15 protein-coding genes and 1 riboswitch are annotated in these 19969 nt (G+C 67.3%); of the genes, 10 read left to right on the top strand and 5 right to left on the bottom strand.

All coding sequences use genetic code 11. The annotated features are described in order from the left end of the window. Nucleotides 1-25 precede the first annotated feature (25 nt). Nucleotides 26-742, top strand: a complete 717-nt coding sequence (locus tag ACIA76_RS05015) for a TetR/AcrR family transcriptional regulator (protein WP_397148589.1) — start codon at nt 26-28, stop codon at nt 740-742. A 2-nt stretch (nt 743-744) separates the two neighbouring features. On the opposite strand, the gene ACIA76_RS05010 is transcribed toward ACIA76_RS05015, so the two are convergent. Next, a complete protein-coding gene (locus ACIA76_RS05010; RefSeq protein ID WP_397148587.1) occupies nt 745-2211 on the bottom strand; it encodes a threonine/serine exporter ThrE family protein in 1467 nt (488 codons plus the stop codon). 104 nt (nt 2212-2315) lie between these two features. On the opposite strand from ACIA76_RS05010, the gene ACIA76_RS05005 reads away from it, so the two are divergent. Beyond that, nucleotides 2316-4247, top strand: coding sequence for an acyl-CoA dehydrogenase (locus ACIA76_RS05005; RefSeq protein WP_397148585.1), 1932 nt, complete (start codon nt 2316-2318; stop codon nt 4245-4247). On the opposite strand, the gene ACIA76_RS05000 is transcribed toward ACIA76_RS05005, so the two are convergent. Then, a complete protein-coding gene (locus ACIA76_RS05000; protein ID WP_397148583.1) occupies nt 4235-4825 on the bottom strand; it encodes a cytochrome b in 591 nt (196 codons plus the stop codon). The genes ACIA76_RS05005 and ACIA76_RS05000 overlap by 13 nt on opposite strands. A 203-nt stretch (nt 4826-5028) precedes the next feature. Between ACIA76_RS05000 and ACIA76_RS04995 the strand changes: the two genes are divergently transcribed. Then, complete coding sequence (locus ACIA76_RS04995) at nt 5029-5670, top strand: phosphatase PAP2 family protein (RefSeq protein ID WP_397148581.1); 642 nt, start codon at nt 5029-5031, stop codon at nt 5668-5670. Here the strand turns inward: ACIA76_RS04995 and ACIA76_RS04990 are convergent. Then, nucleotides 5609-6499 carry a nuclease-related domain-containing protein gene (locus tag ACIA76_RS04990; RefSeq protein WP_397148579.1) on the bottom strand — a complete coding sequence of 297 codons (891 nt, stop codon included), beginning with the start codon at nt 6497-6499 and terminating at the stop codon, nt 5609-5611. The genes ACIA76_RS04995 and ACIA76_RS04990 overlap by 62 nt on opposite strands. 86 nt (nt 6500-6585) lie before the next feature. Then, entirely contained in the window at nt 6586-8307 is a 1722-nt protein-coding gene (locus tag ACIA76_RS04985; protein ID WP_397148577.1) for a GMC oxidoreductase, read from the bottom strand. Between the two features lie 183 nt (nt 8308-8490). Between ACIA76_RS04985 and ACIA76_RS04980 the strand changes: the two genes are divergently transcribed. The 7 genes from ACIA76_RS04980 to gcvP all read left to right on the top strand — a co-directional run bounded on the left by ACIA76_RS04980 (nt 8491) and on the right by gcvP (nt 15425). Beyond that, nucleotides 8491-9120: a CDP-alcohol phosphatidyltransferase family protein gene (locus ACIA76_RS04980; protein ID WP_397148575.1), complete on the top strand. Its 630-nt coding sequence runs from the start codon at nt 8491-8493 to the stop codon at nt 9118-9120. 43 nt (nt 9121-9163) lie between these two features. Further along, nucleotides 9164-9562, top strand: a complete 399-nt coding sequence (gene gcvH, locus ACIA76_RS04975; RefSeq protein WP_397148573.1) for a glycine cleavage system protein GcvH — start codon at nt 9164-9166, stop codon at nt 9560-9562. Between the two features lie 171 nt (nt 9563-9733). Next, entirely contained in the window at nt 9734-10207 is a 474-nt protein-coding gene (garA, locus tag ACIA76_RS04970) for a glycogen accumulation regulator GarA (protein WP_397148571.1), read from the top strand. 17 nt (nt 10208-10224) lie between these two features. After that, nucleotides 10225-11031, top strand: coding sequence for a MerR family transcriptional regulator (locus tag ACIA76_RS04965; RefSeq protein WP_397148569.1), 807 nt, complete (start codon nt 10225-10227; stop codon nt 11029-11031). Between the two features lie 53 nt (nt 11032-11084). Then, nucleotides 11085-11558: a bifunctional nuclease family protein gene (locus ACIA76_RS04960; protein ID WP_397148567.1), complete on the top strand. Its 474-nt coding sequence runs from the start codon at nt 11085-11087 to the stop codon at nt 11556-11558. Nucleotides 11559-11721: 163 nt separating this feature from the next. After that, nucleotides 11722-12285: a MerR family transcriptional regulator gene (locus ACIA76_RS04955; protein ID WP_397148565.1), complete on the top strand. Its 564-nt coding sequence runs from the start codon at nt 11722-11724 to the stop codon at nt 12283-12285. A 90-nt stretch (nt 12286-12375) separates the two neighbouring features. Further along, nucleotides 12376-12470, top strand: a riboswitch (glycine riboswitch). Nucleotides 12471-12611: 141 nt separating this feature from the next. Then, the gene (gene gcvP / locus ACIA76_RS04950) at nt 12612-15425 is read left to right on the top strand and encodes an aminomethyl-transferring glycine dehydrogenase (RefSeq protein ID WP_397148563.1); all 2814 of its coding nucleotides are present in this window, start codon (nt 12612-12614) and stop codon (nt 15423-15425) included. 58 nt (nt 15426-15483) lie between these two features. Here gcvP and ACIA76_RS04945 read toward each other — a convergent pair whose 3' ends face one another. Beyond that, a complete protein-coding gene (locus ACIA76_RS04945) occupies nt 15484-19965 on the bottom strand; it encodes an AAA family ATPase (RefSeq protein ID WP_397148561.1) in 4482 nt (1493 codons plus the stop codon). Between the last annotated feature and the right edge of the window lie 4 nt (nt 19966-19969).

The raw sequence follows: 19969 nt of genomic DNA, 5'->3' as shown, positions 1-19969 counted from the left end.
TCGGGAACTGGCAGGTCGGAGACGGATGAATCAGCCCGCGCGTCGGGGTCGGGTGCCCGCGGTCAGTGACGGCGATATTCGGCGGGTCGCGAGAACGCTGCTGGGGCAGCAGGGGCCCGAGGCGGTGACGCTGCGCGCGATCGCGCGGGAGCTGGGGATCACCGCGCCGGCGCTGTACCGGTACTACGCGTCGCGGGACGAGCTGGTGGCGGCGCTGCGGCTCGATATCTGCGCGGATCTGGCCGCGGAGTTGGCCGCGCAGGCGGCCGAGCTGCCCGATGACGGTGTGGTGCAGCTGTTCGCCATCTGCAAGGGTTTTCGGCGCTGGGCGCTGGCGCACGCACCGGAATTCACGCTGGTTTTCGCCTCGCCCACGGGCGCGGGGCCCAGCGCCATGCGCCAGATCGATGAGCCGTTCGGGCGGATCTTCCTGGCGGCGGCGGGGCGGCTGCTGGCGACCTACGATATCGTCACGCCCTCGGCCGAGGTGATTCCGGAGGCGTTGCGCGAGGACCTGATCGGGTTCCAATGCGCGCTGCTGGCCGCCTCGGAGCAGAAGTTCCCGGCCGAGAAGCTGGATCTGGGCATGACCTATCTGATGATCCAGCTCTGGGCGCGGCTGTACGGGCATGTGACCCTCGAGGTATTCGGCAACTATCCGATGCCCGTGGGTGATCCGGATGCGCTGTTCGATGCGACGCTGACCGATGTCGCGCGGACCATCGGGCTGTCGATCGAGTGAGGCTACCGGTCGCCGGCCAGCACCGGTCGTCGAATTCCCTGGAAGCGCAGCAGGATTCGCGGCCGGCGCAGGAAGCGCGCCACCCATTCGCCGAGTGTGACACCGGCCGCCAGGGCGCAGCCGACCGCGAACGCGGCGAACAGCTGGCTCAGACCCATCAGCAGCTGATTGTCGAGCAGCGCGCTCAGGCCCCGGTACACCTTCATACCCGGTAGCAGCGGGGTGATTCCGGCCATCGCGACCACCAGCGGCGGGGTGAGCGCACGGCGGGCCATCAGACCACCGGCGAGGCCCACGACGGTGGCGGCGACGCCGGAGGAGACGACCGGACCGAATCCGGCATGCTGGGTGAACAGATAGCAGACCGTCGCCGCGGCGCCGCTGAGCCCGGCCGCGGCCAGCGCGCGTTGTTCGGCGTAACAGGCCAGTGCGAATGCCAGTGAGGCGACCGCACCGGCGATCACCTTCAACGGCAGATTTGTGATATCGGTCGAGGAGTACATGTCGATCGCCGGTGAGACTGCGTGCAGCATCTCGGCCGCGCGCAGGGCCAGCGCCACCCCGGCGATGATGCCGCCGGTCATCATGAACACCTCGAGCATGCGCGCCGCCGCGGTGATCGGTGCGCCGGTGATGGCGTCCTCGACCGCGCCGACCAGTTGTAAACCACTGAGCAGCACGGTGATTCCCGCCGCGACGATCAGCGACGGATTGGCCTCGACACTCCCGGCGAAGGTGGCCAGTGCGATCGCGGGTGCGGTCGCGATCGCGCCACCGGCCATGGCCTGGAAGAAGAACGGCAGCCCGCGCCGGTTGAGCGCGCGGTTGGTGCGGTCGATGAGCGCGGTCGCGATCGAACTCACCACGGCGACGAGAATGCCGCCGCCGACCAGGAATCCGATCGCGGCGGCCAGCAGCGACCAGCCGAAGGTCGCCACCCAGCGGTTGTAGGGATGCGGTGCGCCGGTGATGGTGTCGAGGGCGGCCTGCGCATCCTCCGGCGCGACCACCTCGCGGCGGATGCGGCGGGTCAGGCGGTCCACCGCGGCGAGCCGGGTGAAGTCCAGCGAGCGATGGTGCACCACCCGCATGGTGCTCGCGGGCGGCAGCGACGAACCGCGATCGGCCGAGATGCGGATCGCGTTGTAGGTGACGTCGATATCGCAGTGCGACAGACCATAAGTCGAGGCGATGAATTCGACATGATTCAAGGTGTCCATGACCGAGCTGCCCGAGGCCAGCACCACATCCCCGACACACTCGGCCAGCTCCAGCACCTGGGTGACGCGCGCGTCGTCGGTGAGATCGACCGGCTTCAGCGGGGTGGGCGCGGGCACGAGCGCATCGACCGTCGCCTGCCGCTGGGCCACCAACCGATCCACAACCCGGCCCACGGCCTGCCGGATCCGCGTCTGGCGGCCCGGCGGTGGTAACACCTGGATCGGTTGTGTCTGCACCTCATCGCTCATACCTCGCAAGGTAGTGGCGGCCGCGGCGATCGTCAGCCCCGGCGCGCACGACACGTGAGGCCGATCACGGGGGCGAGCGCCGGTCACGCCGATAGGGTCGGGTTATGGCGACCCAATCCAAGACCTCGGCGGATCACCTGCGCGCGGCCCTCGACGGACCCTGGCGCGAGGTGCGTGAGCAGGCCCGACGGCAGCTGTGCGACGACCGGTTGTTCGCCGACCCCTATCTGGATTACCGCGCCGCGCGGGCGCGGGTGCTCGGGCAGATGCGCCTGGTGAGCGAATTCGGCCTTGCCGAAAAGGGTTTCCGGCTCGAGCACGGCGGGACCGGTGAGCCCGGCGCGGCGGTCACCGGCTTGGAGATGCTCGCCTACGCGGATCTGTCGCTGTGGGTGAAATCCGGTGTGCAGTGGGGGTTGTTCGGCGGCGCGGTGGAGAATCTGGGCACCGAACGGCACAGCGATGTGATCAAGCAGCTGTTGTCGCTGGATCTGCTGGGCTGTTTCGCGATGACCGAATCCGGGCACGGCAGCGATGTCGCGAATCTCGAGACCACGGCCACCTACGATCCGGCGACGCGGGAGTTCGTGGTGCACAGCCCGACCGCGTCCGCGCGCAAGGATTACATCGGCGGCGCGGCCGAACACGCCCGGATGGCGGCGGTATTCGCGCAGCTGATCACCGGCGGTGAGGGCCGCGGCGTGCACTGCCTCCTGGTGCCGATCCGCGATGAGGAGGGGAACGATCTGCCCGGTGTCACCACCTCCGACTGCGGCCTCAAGGGCGGGCTGGCGGGGGTGGACAACGGCCGAATCCTGTTCGACCACGTGCGAATTCCGCGCGAGAACCTGCTCAACCGCTATGCCGACGTCGAACCGGATGGCGCCTATCGCTCCGAGATCGAGAATCCGAGCCGCCGGTTCTTCACCACGCTCGGCACGCTGGTGCGCGGACGGGTCAGCGTGGGCGGCGCGGCCTCGGCGGGTGCGCGGATGGCGTTGAGCATCGCGCTGCGCTACGCCGAGAAGCGGCGGCAGTTCAAGGATTCGGAGACCGGGCAGGAGACGGTGCTACTGGACTACCGCGGTCATCAGCGCCGGTTGCTGCCGCTGGTGGCGCGCTCGTTCGCGCTGGCGTTCGCGCAGAACGATCTGGTGCGGCGCATGCATGTCATCCAGACCGGACAGGATCTGGATCCGACCGCGCAGCGGGCACTGGAGAAGCGGGCCGCCGGACTCAAGGCCGCGCAGGCCCGGTTCGCGACCCAGGCGATTCAGGAATGTCGCGAGGCCTGCGGCGGCGCAGGCTATCTCACCGAGAACCGGCTGGTGACGCTGAAGGCCGACACCGATGTGTTCACCACCTTCGAGGGCGACAATCTGGTCCTGACCCAGCTGGTGGCCAAGGAGCTGCTGACCGCCTACTCCGATGAGGTGCGCGATCTGGATGCGTTGGGCTGGGTGCGTTTCGCCGCGACCATGGCCCGCGATGTGGTGCGCGAGAGTTCCGGTGTGCGACAGCTGATTCAGCGGCTGCGCGACCGCTCCGACGGCGGCGTGGACGACGGCGATCTGGCGCGCCGCTCGGTGCAGCTGCAGCTGTTCGCCGACCGCGAGGACTATCTGGTGCGCACGGCCGCGCACCGGCTGCGCGCCCGCGCCCAGGAGACCAATCCGTTCGAGGCGTTCAACAATGCCCAGGACCACATCCTCATCGCGGGCGAGGCGCATATCGAGCGGCTCATCCTGGAGTCGTTCATCGAGGGCATCGCCGATATCGATGATCCCGAAGCGCGCGAGCTGGCCGATTCGGTCTGCGATCTGTTCGTGTACTGGTCCATCGAGCAGAACCAGGCCTGGTACATCATGCACCGGTTCATGTCGGTGGAGCGCGCCAAATCGGTGCGGCGCGGGGTGAACGAGCTGGTGGACCGGCTGCGCCCGCACGCACCGACGCTCGTCGAGGCCCTCGGTGTGCCGGAGGCGATGCTGCACGCGGCCATGCTGAACGACGCCAGCGTGCATCAGGGCGAGTAGCGCCGCCCTCGGCCGCTGCGGCCGCGCGTGGGCCCCAACAGCATTCGGGACGCGACCCCGTCGCGCAGCACCAGCGTATGGAACCCCACCGCGCCGATATGGGCGGATACGACCGCGACCAGCGCCCACGCCAGCACGATATGCAGCGTGCGCAACTCACCGAACAGATGCGGATCGGCCGGGGCGATCGACGGCAGGGTGAGCCCATAGGCGAGCGTCACCGGCGCGCCGGTGGCCGAGGACATGGCCCAGCCGACGATCGGCTGGGCCAGCAACAACAGATACATCGCCAGCTCCCCACCCGCCGCGAGCACTCGTTCGCCTCGCCCGAGCGTCGAGCGCGGCGCGCGCCGCAGCACCCGATTGCCGATCCGGATCACCGCCACCACGAGCACCCCGATCCCGATGCTCTGATGCGCGACCTGTACCCAGCTGTAATCACCGATCTGCCGCCACAGCATCACACCGAGCACCAGCATGGCGACAATGCCGATCACCATGAGCCAATGGATGATTCGCGTCAGCGGATCGAACCGCACCCGCTCGGTACCCGCGACCGGTTCGGCGGCGACGTTCATCGTGTCTCCTCTCGACACTCGCTGCCTGCTCCACGATCGACCCCGCCCCCGCGTTCAATCGGTGCCGGTGGGGCGCGGACCTTCGAGTCCGACCGCCTCGACGTCGATTCCGCGCTCGCTCGTGGCCCGCATCCTCTGGACACCCGCGACGCCCGGCGGGTCACCGGATGACCTGTTCCGCCGCGATCTCATAAGGTCGAGGTGTGGAGCGTTCCAGGGGTATGTGGTGGCTGGTGGTGGTGGTCGGCGGGGTGCTGGCTACCGTCGGGATCGGGGCGGTGGTGCCGGAGGATGGTGGGCCGACCGGATTCGATCAGGTGGTGGGGGATGGGATCGATCGAGTGCTGGGTGGGCATCGGGGGGTGTTCGAGGTGCTGGTGATTCCCAGCAATGGGTACATTCTGTTGCCGCTGCTGGCGGTCGGGGCGGTGTGGTACGCGCGGCGGCGGCAGTGGTGGTCGGCCGGATTTCTGGTTGTGGCACCGGAATTGGTGGTGGCCGTGAATGCGGTGGTGCTGAAGCCGTTGTGGCACCGGCATCTTCATGACTATCTGGCGTATCCGAGTGGGCACACCGTTCAATTCGTCGCTATCGCAACAGCTTTCGTGCTGGTCGCCGAGCGGGCTCGTACGCGCGTCGTGGAGACGGTGGTGGCGATGGTGGTGCTGGTCGTCGTCGCGGTGGGCATGATCGGGCTCGGGTATCACTATCCGACCGATGTGCTGGGTGGGACGGCCGCGGCGGTCGCGCTGGTGACCGCGATGTATGCCGCGGTCGCCGCGATCAGGGCGCGTAGGTCAGCAGTACCGACAGCACGAACCACAGCACCCACGCGAAGGCGATGAGCATGCCCAGCGCCATCGTGGTGCGCAGGAACGCGCGGCCCATATCGATCTTCTCGGACTGTTTCGGATACAGCTCCCACGGGCTGTACCAGGGCGCGCGGATCGCCAGCGATCGGCCGGAGGACTGCGCGGCGAGGACCTGCTGCTCCACGTACGCCTCGGCCTGAGCCTGCTGCGGGCCGCCGAACCACAGCGTGGTGTCGACCGGGCCGCCGAAGCCCTCGGCGACCAGATCCTGCGGCGAGGGCAGATAGGGCAGGATGGCCATGCCGCGAAATGCCATCGCCACATCGTTGACCGTCCACTGCGCGCGGCCTTGGGAGGCCAGCGCGTTCAGATAGTCGGCGAGCTTGCGCTGATCGTCGCCCAGCAGCACCTGGAAGCTGGGATCGTTCCACAGCTGGCGCACACGCAGATTCGTCCCGTTCGGCGGGACCACGAGTACCGCGCCGTGCACGACCCGCTGACCCAGACCGCGCTCGGCCAGCCAGCTCTGCAGCGCGAAGGTGTGCTCGCGCGAGGCGTCCAGCGGTGTGCGCCGATCGGCCCCCTCGAGGGTCACCACCTGGCCGCCGACTCGCCACGGCCCGTTGAGCGGCACCTCGAGCTCGCCGCTCACCTGTTCCACCAGGGCCTCGGCCTCGATGATCACGCAGCTGTTCGGCGTCCACACCACCGCATCGAACTGATGCAGCCGATCGGCCTGGAACAGACTGCAATTCACCGTCGCCACGCCGTGCGGATCCCCGGGCCCCTTCCAGGTGCGCAACCAGTCGATCAGCACCCGTTCGGCCAGCGTTCCGGCGGCGTTCTGCACTCGCACCAGCATGGCGAACCCGCCCTTCCCGTCGACACGTGTACCCGAAAGCATAAGTGGCCGCGTCGGTTAGGACGGGTTGCGCCGCGCCCCCGGTGCTATTCGGGAGTCGCGCCGATCGGCCGGACGGCGTGCCGTCCGCCGGATTCGACCGGGCTGATCGGCAGGTGCAGGGCGCCGAACGCCGAATCCGGGACCGTCGGGTAGTACGGCGCCACCGGCGGGATCCGGCGATAGGACAGTCCCAGCTCGGGCCGCGGGTCGATGTCACCGTTATTGGGCCAGAACGCCATTGCGCGTTCGGCCTGGGCGGTGATGGTGAGCGACGGATTGACGCCGAGATTGGCCGTCACGGTCGAACCGTCGGCGATATGCAGCCCCGGATGGCCGAAGACGCGCTGATAGGGATCGACCACACCGCTGTCGGGACCCTCGCCGATCACGCAGCCGCCGATGTAGTGCGCGGTGGAGGGGATGTTGAACACGTCCATGACCAGGCCGTGGGCATCGCCGTCGACCTTCTCGCCGAATCGGCGGGCGATATCGTGCGCCATCGGAATCCAGGTCGGATTGGGCTTGCCGGTGCCCTGGCGGGTCTTGAGCCCGCCCCAGCGCCGGAAGGAGGTCAGCGAGTTGTCCAGCGACTGCATCACCAGCAGGATCACCGACCTCTCCGACGCCCGATGGGCATTGAGGCTGCGCAGGAACACCATCGGATGGGTGAACATCGCCAGCAGGAAGCGCAGGAACCGGAACGCCCCGCCGTCCACGATCGGCGCCGACAGCGGGAACAGCGCGTTCTGCCCCTTGCCGTAATGGCATACCTCGATATGGGTGTCGGGTTCGGGATGGATGGAGGAGGTGATCGCGATGCCCTCGGCGAAATCGTCGCGCGCGCGGCTCACCACGTTGAGGATGGCCTCGGAGTTACTGCGGGTCAGCTCGCCCAGCCGCGGCGACAGATTCGGCAGCACCCGCTCGTCGCGCATCTTGTGCAGCAGCTTCTGGGTGCCCAGCGCGGCCGCGGCGAACACCACCTGCTCGGCGGTGAAGGTCCTGCGCTGCTTGCGGATCCAGCGATCCGAGCGCGCGGTCTCGATGGCGTAGCCGCCCTTGACCATCGGGCGCACCCGGGTGGCGGTGGTCAGCTCGAACACCTTCGCCCCGGCCTGCTCGGCCAGGTACAGATAGTTGGTCGGGGTGGTGTTCTTGGCGTTGTGCGGGCAGCCGGTGAAGCAGCGCGCGCAGTGGATGCAGCCGCTGCGCCGCGGGCCGACCCCGCCGAAGTACGGATCGTCGACCTCGGCGCCCGGATCGTCCTCGTTGAAGAAGACCCCGACATTGGTCGGGTGGAAGGTGTCGCCCACGCCCAGATCCTCGGCGATCGAGCGAATCACCTCGTCGGCGGGCGTCATTCGCGGATTCGGCGCGACGCCGAGCATGCGCTTGGCCTGGTCGTAATACGGCTCCAGCTCACTGCGCCAGTCGGTGATATGCGCCCACTGCTGATCGCGATAGAAGTTGGGCAGCGGCTCGTAGAGAGTATTGCCGTAGATCAGCGATCCGCCGCCGACGCCCGCGGCCGAGAACACCGCGCACTTGCCCAGCAGGCTGATCCGCTGCGGACCGGTCAGGCCCAGCCGCGGCGCCCAGATGGATTTGCGCACATTCCAATTGGTCTTCGGGATGGCTTCGGCGGGCCAGCGGCGACCGGATTCGAGCACGGCCACCCGGTAGCCCTTCTCGGTCAGTCGCAGGGCGCTCACGCTCCCGCCGAATCCGGAGCCGATCACCACCACGTCGTAGTCGAAGTCGGGCATGGCCTTCCTCTCCTCCACCGCACATACAATGAAACGATTATCGACTCATTCTGTCACTTGGATGTGACGACGGGAAACACTTACTTTATCCCGCCTGTCGATCCCGCTTCCAATCCTGCCGCCACGACCGGCCCGGCGTGCCCGAATGGCGGTGTCGGTGGGATTCGGGTATAGCAACAGGCTGTGACCACCGAACCCGCCGGAGCTCCGGCCGATCCGCGCGCCGATCGCATTCTGACCGTGCCCAACGCGTTGAGTGTGCTGCGCCTGATCGGGGTGCCGGTGCTGCTGTGGTTGCTGCTGGTCGAACGGGCCGATGGCTGGGCGTTCGCATTGCTGATCATCAGCGGCGTCACCGACTTCCTGGACGGGAAGCTGGCGCGGCTGCTGGATCAGTCCTCGCGGCTGGGCGCGCTGCTGGATCCGCTGGTGGATCGGCTGTATCTGATCGCCACCGTGCTGGGCCTGATGCTGCGCGACATCCTGCCGTGGCCGATCGTGGTGATCATCCTCGCCCGCGATGTGATCCTGACCGCGACGCTGCCGATCTACCGCCGCCGCGATCTGCCGCCGACGGAGGTGATCTATCTCGGCAAGGCGGCCACCTTCGCGTTGATGTCGGCGCTGCCGTGGCTGCTGGCGGGCGAGATGAATTGGGGCGCAGCGGGTTTCAGCCACGCCTTCGGCTGGGCGCTGCTGATCTGGGGCGTGGCGGTGTATGTATGGACCGGGCTGCTGTATCTGGGTAAGGCACTCGTGGTCGCCCGGGTGATACCGGCTGTGCCGCACGGGAGCCGGGAGCCGATACAGTGAGTACGACGCGAGTGAGTACGAGCCCTGTGAAAGGACTGCACCAGTGACCTCCCTTCCCGAGGATCTGCGCTACACCGAGGAACATGAGTGGGTGCGCCGAGTCGGTCCGACTCGCGTGCGGGTCGGAATCACCGACTACGCGCAGTCACAGCTCGGTGACGTCGTCTTCGTGCAGTTGCCCGCGGTCGATTCCGACGTCGCGCCCGGTGACGGCATCGCGGAGGTGGAGTCCACCAAGAGCGTGTCCGACATCTACGCGCCGCTGAGCGCGAAAGTCGTTGCGGTGAACGACATTCTGGATTCCGCGCCGGAGACGCTGAATTCCGATCCCTACGGCGACGGCTGGATGTTCGAGCTGCAGGTCGACGACGCGAGCAAGCTGGACGCAACGCTCGGTGAACTCCTGGATGCCGCAGGTTATGAAGGAGTTATCGGGGGCTGAAGCCGCCTTCACAGTTCTACCTGCACGGGATCGCCCTGGCAGGGTACGGTCAATGCCAACAGATGTGCCGGCGGCCGGTAGCCGGAATCTCCAAGGGCGCGACAGCCGGTCGCGTTGGGTGACGGCTTTCGGATGCTTGTACGGATAATCGGTTCGAGGAGGAGAGCAAGGGTGAGCGAGAACCAAGGCCCATATCAGGAGACAGCGGCCGAGACGACATCGGTGTTTCGCGCTGACTTCCTGAACGAGGTCGACGCGTCGCGCTCCGGGGAGCAGACCGGCGAACAGCCGGTGCAAGGGGTCGAGGGCCTGCCTCCGGGCGCCGCCCTGCTGGTGGTCAAGCGCGGCCCGAACGCGGGTTCGCGGTTCCTGCTGGATCAGCCCACCACCTCCGCGGGACGTCATCCCGACAGCGACATCTTTCTCGACGATGTCACGGTCTCTCGTCGCCACGCGGAGTTCCGTCAGGACGACGACACCTTCCAGGTCGTCGATGTGGGCAGCCTGAACGGCACCTATGTCAACCGGGAGCCGGTGGACTCCTCGGAGCTGCAGAACGGCGACGAAGTACAGATCGGCAAGTTCCGCCTGGTGTTCCTGACCGGCCCGAAGCCGGCGCAGAGCGACTCGGCGGGCACGCTCTGACGGGCCGGGACAGGTAGATGACAGGCGCAGCGCAGTGGACTCGCGGAGGAATGTCGATCGGCTCCGTGTTGGACCTGCTGCGTCCGGACTTTCCGGATATCACCATCTCCAAGATCCGTTTCCTCGAATCGGAGGGACTGATCAGCCCGGAGCGCACGCCCTCGGGCTATCGCAGGTTCTCGGTCGCCGACGTCGAGCGGTTGAGGTTCGTTCTCACCGCCCAGCGCGACCAATACCTGCCGTTGAAGGTGATCAAGGAACAGCTCGAGGCGATCGACAGCGGCGCCGCGACGCTCGGAGTGCGCGAGGCGCGCGCCCGGGCGGATGGCGTCGACGCGGCGGGAGCGGGGCGTGCGCCCGACTCCGCCGCCGCGGACATCGGTCCGAACCCACCCCGGAGGCTCGGCGTGGTACCGGGTGAGATCTCGCCGGACGAACTGCGGTTCGATCACGAAATCCGTGTCACGCGAACGGATCTGCTCGATCGGGCCGGTATCGATGAGAAGTTTCTCACCGAATTGATCCGCGCCAATCTGATCACCCCGGGTGCTGCCGGATTCTTCGACGCCGAGGCGGTGACCCTCGCCCGCACGGCCAAGGCGATGAGCGAATTCGGTTTGGAGGCAAGGCATTTGCGCGCCTTCAAGCTCGCCGCCGACCGGGAGGCGGCCATGGTCGCGCAGATCGCCGCACCCATTGCCAAGGGGCGCGACGCCGACGCGCGCGCCCGTGCCGAGGAGACGGTCCGCGAGCTCGCGGCGCTGTCGTTGACATTGCATACCAGTCTGGTGAAGACCTCGGTGCGCGCTGCCCTCGGAGGCTGAAATCATCGCCTAGACTCGGTGATACGGCCGTCGAGCGCCAGCGAGGTGGAGTCATGAGTGAGATGCGTGTGATCGGCATTCGTGTCGAGCAGCCCCAGAATCAACCTGTGCTGCTGCTCCGCGAGGTCGATGGGGACAGGTACCTGCCCATCTGGATCGGGCAGTCGGAGGCGACGGCGATCGTTCTCGAGCAGGAGGGTGTGACGCCCATCCGGCCGTTGACCCACGACCTGATCAAGATCCTGATCCACGAGCTCGGCCATACCCTCAAGGAGGTCCGGATCGTGGATCTGCAAGAGGGCACCTTCTATGCCGATCTGGTCTTCGAGAACGATTTGCGGATTTCGGCGCGTCCGTCCGATTCGGTAGCCATCGCGTTGCGGGTGGGTTGCCCGATTTACGCCGAGGAGCCGGTGCTCGAGGAGGCCGGGCTGGTCATGCCCGACGAACGCGAGGACGAGGTGGAGAAGTTCAAGGAATTCCTCGAGTCGGTATCGCCCGACGACTTCAAGGCGACCGATAGCTGAGCCGTTCGACATTCGAGATTCCTGCGGTCAACCTCACGTTGAGGTCGAGAAACACGCCGCTCGCGGAGTTTGGTGTGAGGGCGATCGAGCCGAGACAATCGAGAGAGTAGCCTCGATAGTTAGGCCGTTGTTCTACTTCGGCGAAGCAGTGAGGGGAGTTCTCGTGGGAGATCAACCGCAGCAGGGTGTGGTGCAGCCAGGGCTGTTCCCCGATGACACGGTCCCCGACGAACTGGTCGGCTACCGCGTGCCGAGTGCGTGTCAGGTGGCCGGGATCACCTATCGCCAGCTCGACTATTGGGCCCGGACCGGCCTGGTCGTCCCCTCGATCCGCAGCGCCTCGGGTTCCGGCAGTCAGCGGCTGTACTCGTTCAAGGACATCCTGGTCCTCAAGATCGTGAAGCGGCTGCTGGACGCCGGGATCTCGCTGCAGAACATCCGCATCGCCGTCGACCACCTACGCAGCCGCGGTGTGGAGGATCTGGCCGGGATCACGCTGTTCTCCGACGGCGCCACGGTCTACGAATGCACCTCGCCGGAAGAGGTCGTCGATTTACTGCAGGGCGGGCAGGGTGTCTTCGGCATCGCCGTCAGCGGCGCCATGCGGGAACTGACCGGCGCGATCGCCAACTTCCCGGCCGAGCGTGCCGAGGTCCAGTCGACCAGCGAACGCCCCGAGGACGAATTGGCCTACCGCCGCAAGGCCCGGATGAGCAAGACCGGTTAGCGCCCCCACCTGCACGTGACCTTCGCGACACCCGAACCGTCGGGTCGGTAATACGTCGTTCACCTTTCATTGCTTAGACTGGCTATGCGTCGCCGCCGTGCGGGAGAGTTCCGGGTCCGACCCGGGCGCCGAAGGAGCAGCACCTCCCCGTCAATCTCTCAGGCATCAGGGACCGTACGGACACTCGACGCCTCTGGAAAGCGGTGGCTGCACCCAGGTGCAGGCCACCCGCCCATGGGGAAAAGGGAGCCCGAGTCCGGGGCCCTGAATCTCTCAGGCGCCACGACAGAGGGGGAGGGCCCGACCCGACCCTCCTGGGAGCTGCCGTGACCCGTTCCTTCGCCGATCGCCACATCGGACCCGATTCCGCTGCCATCGATCAGATCCTCGATACCTTGGGCATCGGCTCGCTGGACGAGCTGGCCGCCCGCGCGGTCCCGGCGAGCATCCTCGACGATCCCGCCGGCAACGATCTGAGCGTGCTGCCCGCGCCGGTCTCCGAGCATGAGGCGCTCAACGAGCTTGCCGCCCTGGCGCATTCGAATACCGTGGCCACCTCCATGATCGGCCTCGGCTACTACGACACGCTCACCCCGCCGGTGCTGGTGCGCAGCCTGCTGGAGAATCCGGCCTGGTACACCGCCTACACCCCGTATCAGCCCGAGATCAGTCAGGGCCGCCTCGAGGCGCTGCTCAACTTCCAGACCATGGTGTCGGATCTGACCGGTATGGAGGTCGCCAACGCGTCCATGCTCGACGAGGCGACCGCGGCCGCGGAGGCCATGACACTGCTGCAGCGCGCGAACCGGTCGAGCAAATCCCACCGGCTGCTGATCGACACCGACCTGTTCCCGCAGACCCGGACCGTGCTGGCCACCCGCGCCGAACCGCTGGGCATCGAGATCGTCGAGGCCGATCTGGCCTCCGGCGTCCTGCCCGAGGGCGAGTTCTTCGGCGTGCTGATCCAGACCCCCGGCTGCTCGGGCCGCATCGTCGACTGGACCGGCCTGATCGCGGCCGCGCACGAGCGTGGCGCGCTGGTCGCCGCCGGTGCCGATCTGCTGGCGATGACGCTGCTGACCTCGCCGGGCGAACAGGGCGCCGACGTCTGTTTCGGCACCACCCAGCGCTTCGGCGTGCCGCTGGGCTTCGGCGGTCCGCATGCGGGATATCTCGCGGTGCGCAACGCCCACGCCCGGCAGCTGCCCGGCCGATTGGTCGGCGTCTCGGTCGACGCCGACGGCAACCGGGCCTACCGCCTGGCGCTGCAGACCCGCGAGCAGCACATCCGGCGCGAGAAGGCGACCTCGAACATCTGCACCGCGCAGGTGCTGCTGGCGATCGTGGCCGCCATGTACGCGAGCTATCACGGCGCCGACGGGCTGCGCGCGATCGCGCGGCGGGTGCACGGGCATGCCGAGCGGCTCGCGGCCGGCCTCGGCGAAGCCGTTGTGCACGAACGGTTCTTCGACACCGTGCTGGTCCGGGTGCCCGGTGGCGCGGAGGCGGTGGTGGCCAAGGCGAAGGGGCGCGGGATCAATCTGCGCCTGGCCGACGCCGATCATGTGGCCGTCGCCTGCGATGAGGCGACCACCGACGCGCATGTGGCGATCGTGCTGGAAAGCTTCGGTGCCGAGAGCGCGACGAGCGAGACCGGGCTGGCGTCGATCGAGACCCGCACCTCGGAGTATCTGACCCATCCGGCGTTCACGCGCTATCACACCGAAACCGCCATGCTGCGGTATCTGCGGCAGCTGTCGGATAAGGATATCGCCCTGGACCGCAGCATGATTCCGCTCGGCTCGTGCACCATGAAGCTGAACGCGACCGCGGAGATGGAACCCATCACCTGGCCCGGCTTCTCCCGGTTGCATCCGTACGCACCGGTCGAGGATGTGCCCGGCATCCTGCGGGTGATCGAGGATCTGGAGACCTGGCTGTCGGCGGTCACCGGATACGACCGGGTCAGCCTGCAGCCCAACGCCGGAAGTCAGGGCGAATACGCCGGACTGCTGGCGATCCGGCGCTACCACCTGGATCGCGGTGATACGCATCGGGATACGTGCCTGATCCCGTCGAGCGCGCACGGCACCAACGCGGCCTCGGCGGCCATGGCCGGGCTGCGGGTGGAGGTCGTGAAGTGCCGCGACAACGGCGATGTCGACCTGGACGATCTGCGTGCCAAGATCGCCGATCACGCCGACCGGCTGGCCTGCATCATGATCACCTACCCGTCCACGCACGGCGTGTACGAGCAGGAGGTCGCCGAGCTGTGCGCACTGGTGCACGATGCGGGCGGTCAGGTGTATGTGGACGGCGCGAATCTGAATGCCCTGGTGGGCCTTGCCCGTCCGGGCCGTTTCGGCGGCGACGTCTCGCATCTGAACCTGCACAAGACCTTCTGCATCCCGCACGGCGGCGGCGGTCCCGGCGTGGGCCCGGTCGCGGTGCGCGAACATCTGGCGAAGTATCTGCCCGGTAATCCGCTGGAATCCGGCTCGCACGCGGTCTCGGCCGCGCTCTACGGTTCGGCGTCGATCCTGCCGATCACCTGGGCCTATATCCGCATGATGGGCGCCGCGGGCCTGCGCCGCGCGACCCTGACCGCGATCGCCTCGGCCAATTACATCGCGCGGCGGCTGGATCCGCACTTCCCGGTGCTCTACACCGGTGAGAACGGTATGGTCGCCCACGAATGCATCCTCGACCTGCGCGAGATCACCAAGCGCACCGGCGTCACGGTCGACGATGTCGCGAAGCGCCTGGCCGACTACGGCTTCCACGCCCCCACGATGAGCTTCCCGGTCGCCGGAACCCTCATGGTGGAGCCGACCGAAAGCGAAAACCTCGAAGAGGTGGACGCTTTCATCGAGGCCATGATCGCGATCAAGGCCGAGATCGATCAGGTCGCCGAGGGCGTATGGCCGGTCGAATCCAGCCCGCTGCGCGGCGCCCCGCACACCGCGGCCTCGCTGGTGGGTGACTGGGCCTACCCGTACTCCCGCGAAACCGCGGTCTACCCGCAGGGTGTGGCCGCGCCCCGCCCGAAGATCTGGCCCGCCGTGCGGCGCATCGACGGCGCCTACGGCGACCGGAACCTGGTGTGCTCCTGCCCGCCGCTGGAGGCGTACGCGGACTAGTTCGGTCCGCCGATCGGCGGTGTGGCATCAGTCGGATGCCACACCGCCGCAGCGTCACTCACGGACATGGCGGTCGGTAATGGACGTCCGGGAGGTATCTTGCCCACGTCTCGGGGGACAGGTCGTGCGGCGTCAGCGAGCACAGGTGCTGGTACATGCGGGCCGGGTCGAGGTCTACCACTTGCGTTGCCAGGCCGGTTCGATCGTTGCCCGCGGTGAAGGCCAGAACCCGTGAATCGGGGCTGAATTGAACGAGGCCCCCGAGCCCCGGCGAATGCGTTCCCGCGGTCTGGCCGATGCTCACCGGATCACTCGGGTTCGACACGTCCCACACGTGGACCGAACCGTCATCGGTCATGACCCCGAGCAGATGATTGTCCGGACTGGCATTCAGGGTGTGCGCCAATACTTCCTGTCCGGTCGACAGACTGCTGCGCAGCGATCGGCTCCGCAGGTCCCATATCTCGAGGTGGCTCGATACCGCGACGGCGAGAACGTGCGAACCGAGGAAGGTGATGCCCGGGGTCGTCGGCGGCAGATCTATGGTCAGCGGCCCGGGGTTTCGGCTGTGTTCGAAGTCGAGTACGACCGGAGAGTTCGACCCGCCCTCGGTGGTCACGAGAGAGGTGTCACTCGCGAGCAGCTCCCTGGGGAAGGGGGTGGGGGTGTCCGGCCGGTAAACCTGTGTCGGCGCGGACGGATGCGTGCGGTCGGTGAGATCCACCAGACGCACGCCACCGGTTCCATCGGCCACCGCCAGAAGCCGTGCCCCGACAAATCGAGCGGATATACCCGGATCGCTGGCGTCGTCGAAGAAACTTTCCGGCGGCCGAATGAATCCGGAGATCGTGGCGGCGAGGATCGGATGGTACGGGTCCGTGAGATCCCACACGTCGATATCGGGTCCGGGCATTCTCGGCACGGCGAGGAGGTCCCCGTCGGAGCTGATGCTCCAGCCTTGGGAGAAGTAGTCGCCCGGGCGACCGAGCGTCGACCTCAGCATCAGCCGCCGGAAATCCGTCACGTCCCACAGGGAGGCTGTGCCCTCGGTGATGTCCGTACATATCAAAAGGTTGTCGCGCGCCGGAAGTCGTTCCACCGGATACCAATTCGGGTCGACCGGTCCCTTCAGCCGTTGGGGCTCGGTCGGAGTGGCGACATCCCAGATGTCCTCGTCGATGAAGTACTTGCTTCCCGCGCTGAAACCGAGCCCGGAAGCCCGGCGATCCGGGAGCAGCGGCTGGCCCGGCAGCGGTGGCGCGCTGGGATTGATCCACAGCAGGATTGTGCCGTCGGCCGATCCGCTCGCGGTCTTCTGACCGTCGTGGTCGACAGCGATTGCCGAAACCGATTGTCGTGATGAATATCTCGACGACAGCTGAGGGCAGTCCGACCCGGCATCCATGGTCCAGCGGTCCACGCTGCCGTTCGAATCGGATGTGACGAAGGTGCGGTCGGAATCGAATTCGACCCGGAGCATATCTCCGGCGAAGAGCTGGCTGCCTTGTCCCGGGCCACATTTCGCCGCCGGTTGCTTCGGGTCGGTGGTGTCCCAGATTCCGACGGATCGCTGTGCACCGACCCCGACCAGGAGATTCCCGGTGGGACCGAAGGTCAGCCCGGCGAGACTGGCCGCGGGCATCGCGGCCGTCAGCGTGGGGGCCTGCGGATTGGTGATGTCCCACAGCTTGACGTGTGCGTTGTCCCAGCTCTTGTCGTTCGGATCTTTCGCTCCGCCGGTGGCGAGGAACGGCCGCTGTGGATCGAATGCGACGGCATGGATGCCGAAGTTGTCGGCAACGATATTCGCGTCGAGGATCGGATGGCGCCGATCCGTGATGTCCCACAACCGCAACGCGCCGTCGAAGATCCCGACCCCCGCGGCGAGGGTTCCGGAGCTGTCGACCGCGATATCGTCGGTCGACGAGTCCGGAAAGGTGCTCTGCCCCAGTTGAACTGGATGTCGGATATCGGATATGTCCCACAGTTGCAGTGAGGCGGCCGTTTGCTCGAGGAGTACATGTGTGTTGGGCACGAAGGCGAGTGCGGCTTCGCCCTTATCGGGTTTGAGAGTGGCCCCGGCCGCGGGATGGAGGATGTCGCCGATATCCCACAGATGAATCGTTCTGCTTTCATCGGAACTGGCCAGCGTATGCCCGTCGCTGGACATCGCCAGTCGAAGTATGTCCTTGTCGGCCCGTCCCACCTGGATGGGAAACGGGGTGCCCGCCGCAGCCAGTAGGGCCGCCCGCGCCTGCGGGGTGGGAGCTGTCCGATACGCCGCCAGACTGAGCTGTAGCGCCGTCGCGGGGTCGTTGTCCCGGATGGTGTCGGCGGTGCGGGCCGTCTTGACGGAATCGTCCAACAGCGCTTGCGCTGTGGCGGAACGGTATTGGACCACGGCGATACCACCTGCCGAGACCGCCGCAAGCAGCACGACAACGCTCGCCAGTGCCCATATCCGATTGCGCCGGGTGGCTCGGATACTGCGGGTCAGGAACTGCTTTTCGAGGTGACTCAGCGCAGAGTTGTTGCGGGGTTCACGCGACCACTCTCTGGCCGCGGTCAAGCGGGCGCCACGGTAGAGGAGATCGTGATCGTGGTCGGTGCGACGCCAGACCGCGACGTCCTCCGCGAGTTGCTGGCGGATCAGCAGACCTCTGCGGTCCTCGTCGATCCAGCGCCGCAGCCGCGGCCAGGCGCGGAGCAGGGCATCGTGGGTGATGCGTGCGGTGCCGCCGTCGAGGACGAGGAGGCGTTTGCTCGAGAAGGAGTCGCAGGCTGCCTGGACGGCCGCCGTCTCGTCGGGATGTTCACGCGGCAACTCGTCGAGATCGACTGTGCGGCGGGTGTCCTCGGTATCCGAGCCGATATGGACCATCCGCAGCAGCAGTTGCCGCGCGGCGCGGCGGCCGTCGGCGTCGAGGCTCGCGTACGCCAGGTCGGCCTGTTGGGTCACCGCATCCCGAATACCGCCGCTGGCTTGATATCCGGCGAGAGTGAGTGTCGAGTTCTGTCGTCGGATCCAGGTCTGTCGCAGGGCATAGGACAGCAATGGCAGTCCCGCGCCCATCGAACCGAGATCGGCGCCGAGGTCGGTCAGCAGGCGATCGGACAGCCCCGGCTCCAGGGTGAGGCCGGCGACCGCCGCGGGTTTGGCGATGGCGTCACGGAGCTGGTCGGCGGTCATGGGTGCGAGCGCCACTTGGCGGTGTCGCAGGGCGCTCAACAGCTCCGGACGAGCCATGCAGTGGGGATAGAAGTCCGCGCGCACCGTGATCAGGACGAGGGCGACCGAGTGGCTCGCAGCGTCGAGGGCGGTGATAAAGGCCCGGCGCTCGTATTCGTCGTCGCATGTGGTGAACAGTTCCTCGAACTGGTCGACCACCAAGAGCAGCCGCCCATCCGGTATCTCGGTCCCGGCGTAGGCGGACAGGGCGTCGGCGACGACCTTCGGGGACTGCGCCGGGTCCTGGCGCAACTGCGCGAGTAGGGCCGCCGGCGTCGCCGCGGTGGGCATTGCCAGACGCTGCGCGAGGATCGTCAGCGGCCGGCGCCCCGGCGTCATGTACAGGTTGGGCCAGGAGCGAGCGCCGGGCAGTCGCAGCTCTCCGTGGGCGATCGCCGGAATGAAACCGGCTCGCAGCAGTGAGGATTTCCCGACGCCGGAGACGCCGACGAGGAAGATCGGGCCGTCGTCGGTGAAAGTCGAAGCGGCGGCGAGCAGTTCGGCCAATGCGGTCTCGCGGCCGAAGAAGTACCGCGAATCGTCGGCGGTGAACGGATCGAGTCCACGGTAGGGACAGGGCGAATCAGGCTGAGGCCCGATCTCGACCGGTAGGGGAGCGGCAGGCCGCGACGGTGCGGCCGGATTCGGTACCAGGACAATATCTCCGGCGGTTCCGCTGATACTGCGCTGCGGTGCGGGGATGCCGCGGCGAGGAAGTTCTCTGCGAAGGTGCCGATAGACCGACTCCACGGTGATATCGGGTAATCCAGCGGGATCGCCCTCGTACAGCAGATTGATCACCGCACCGGTGAACGCGGTGTGCCGATCCCCCTCGGGAGCCAGCGCCGACTCGGTGGCCGACGCCGCCGACAGCAGATACGTGCCTCCGAAGGACGCGAGGTCGAACGCCATGGCTGGGGCGTTGCCGAACGAGCCGCGTGCCCTTCCGGCGAAGCAGCAGTCGAGCACTACCAGCACCGACCGCGCCCGGCAGGTACCCAGCACGTCCCGAACCGCTTGGTAGGGAAGCGCTGTGAATGCCAGACCGGTGAGCTCGTCGTCGGTGGCCGCGGTCGCCAGATAGAGTTCGTTCCCGGGGCTGACCAGTCCGTGTCCGATGTAGTAGAGCACGAAGACATCGGTCGCCGCGGCTGCCGACTCGCTGAGGGCTCGGCCGAGCTCGAGGGGGTCGACGGGGTCGACGAGAACGCGCAGGTTCTCCCGGGCCACGCCGCAGCGATGCAGCAGCAGCCACTCCAGGTCCCCGGCCGTGGTCGCGGCAGCGGCGATGTCGGCGAGTCGCGAATCCACGGTG

It is taken from the genome of Nocardia sp. NPDC051570, assembly GCF_044454005.1.
Lineage (GTDB): Bacteria > Actinomycetota > Actinomycetes > Mycobacteriales > Mycobacteriaceae > Nocardia.
This window is presented reverse-complemented; position numbering and strand designations above follow the sequence as displayed.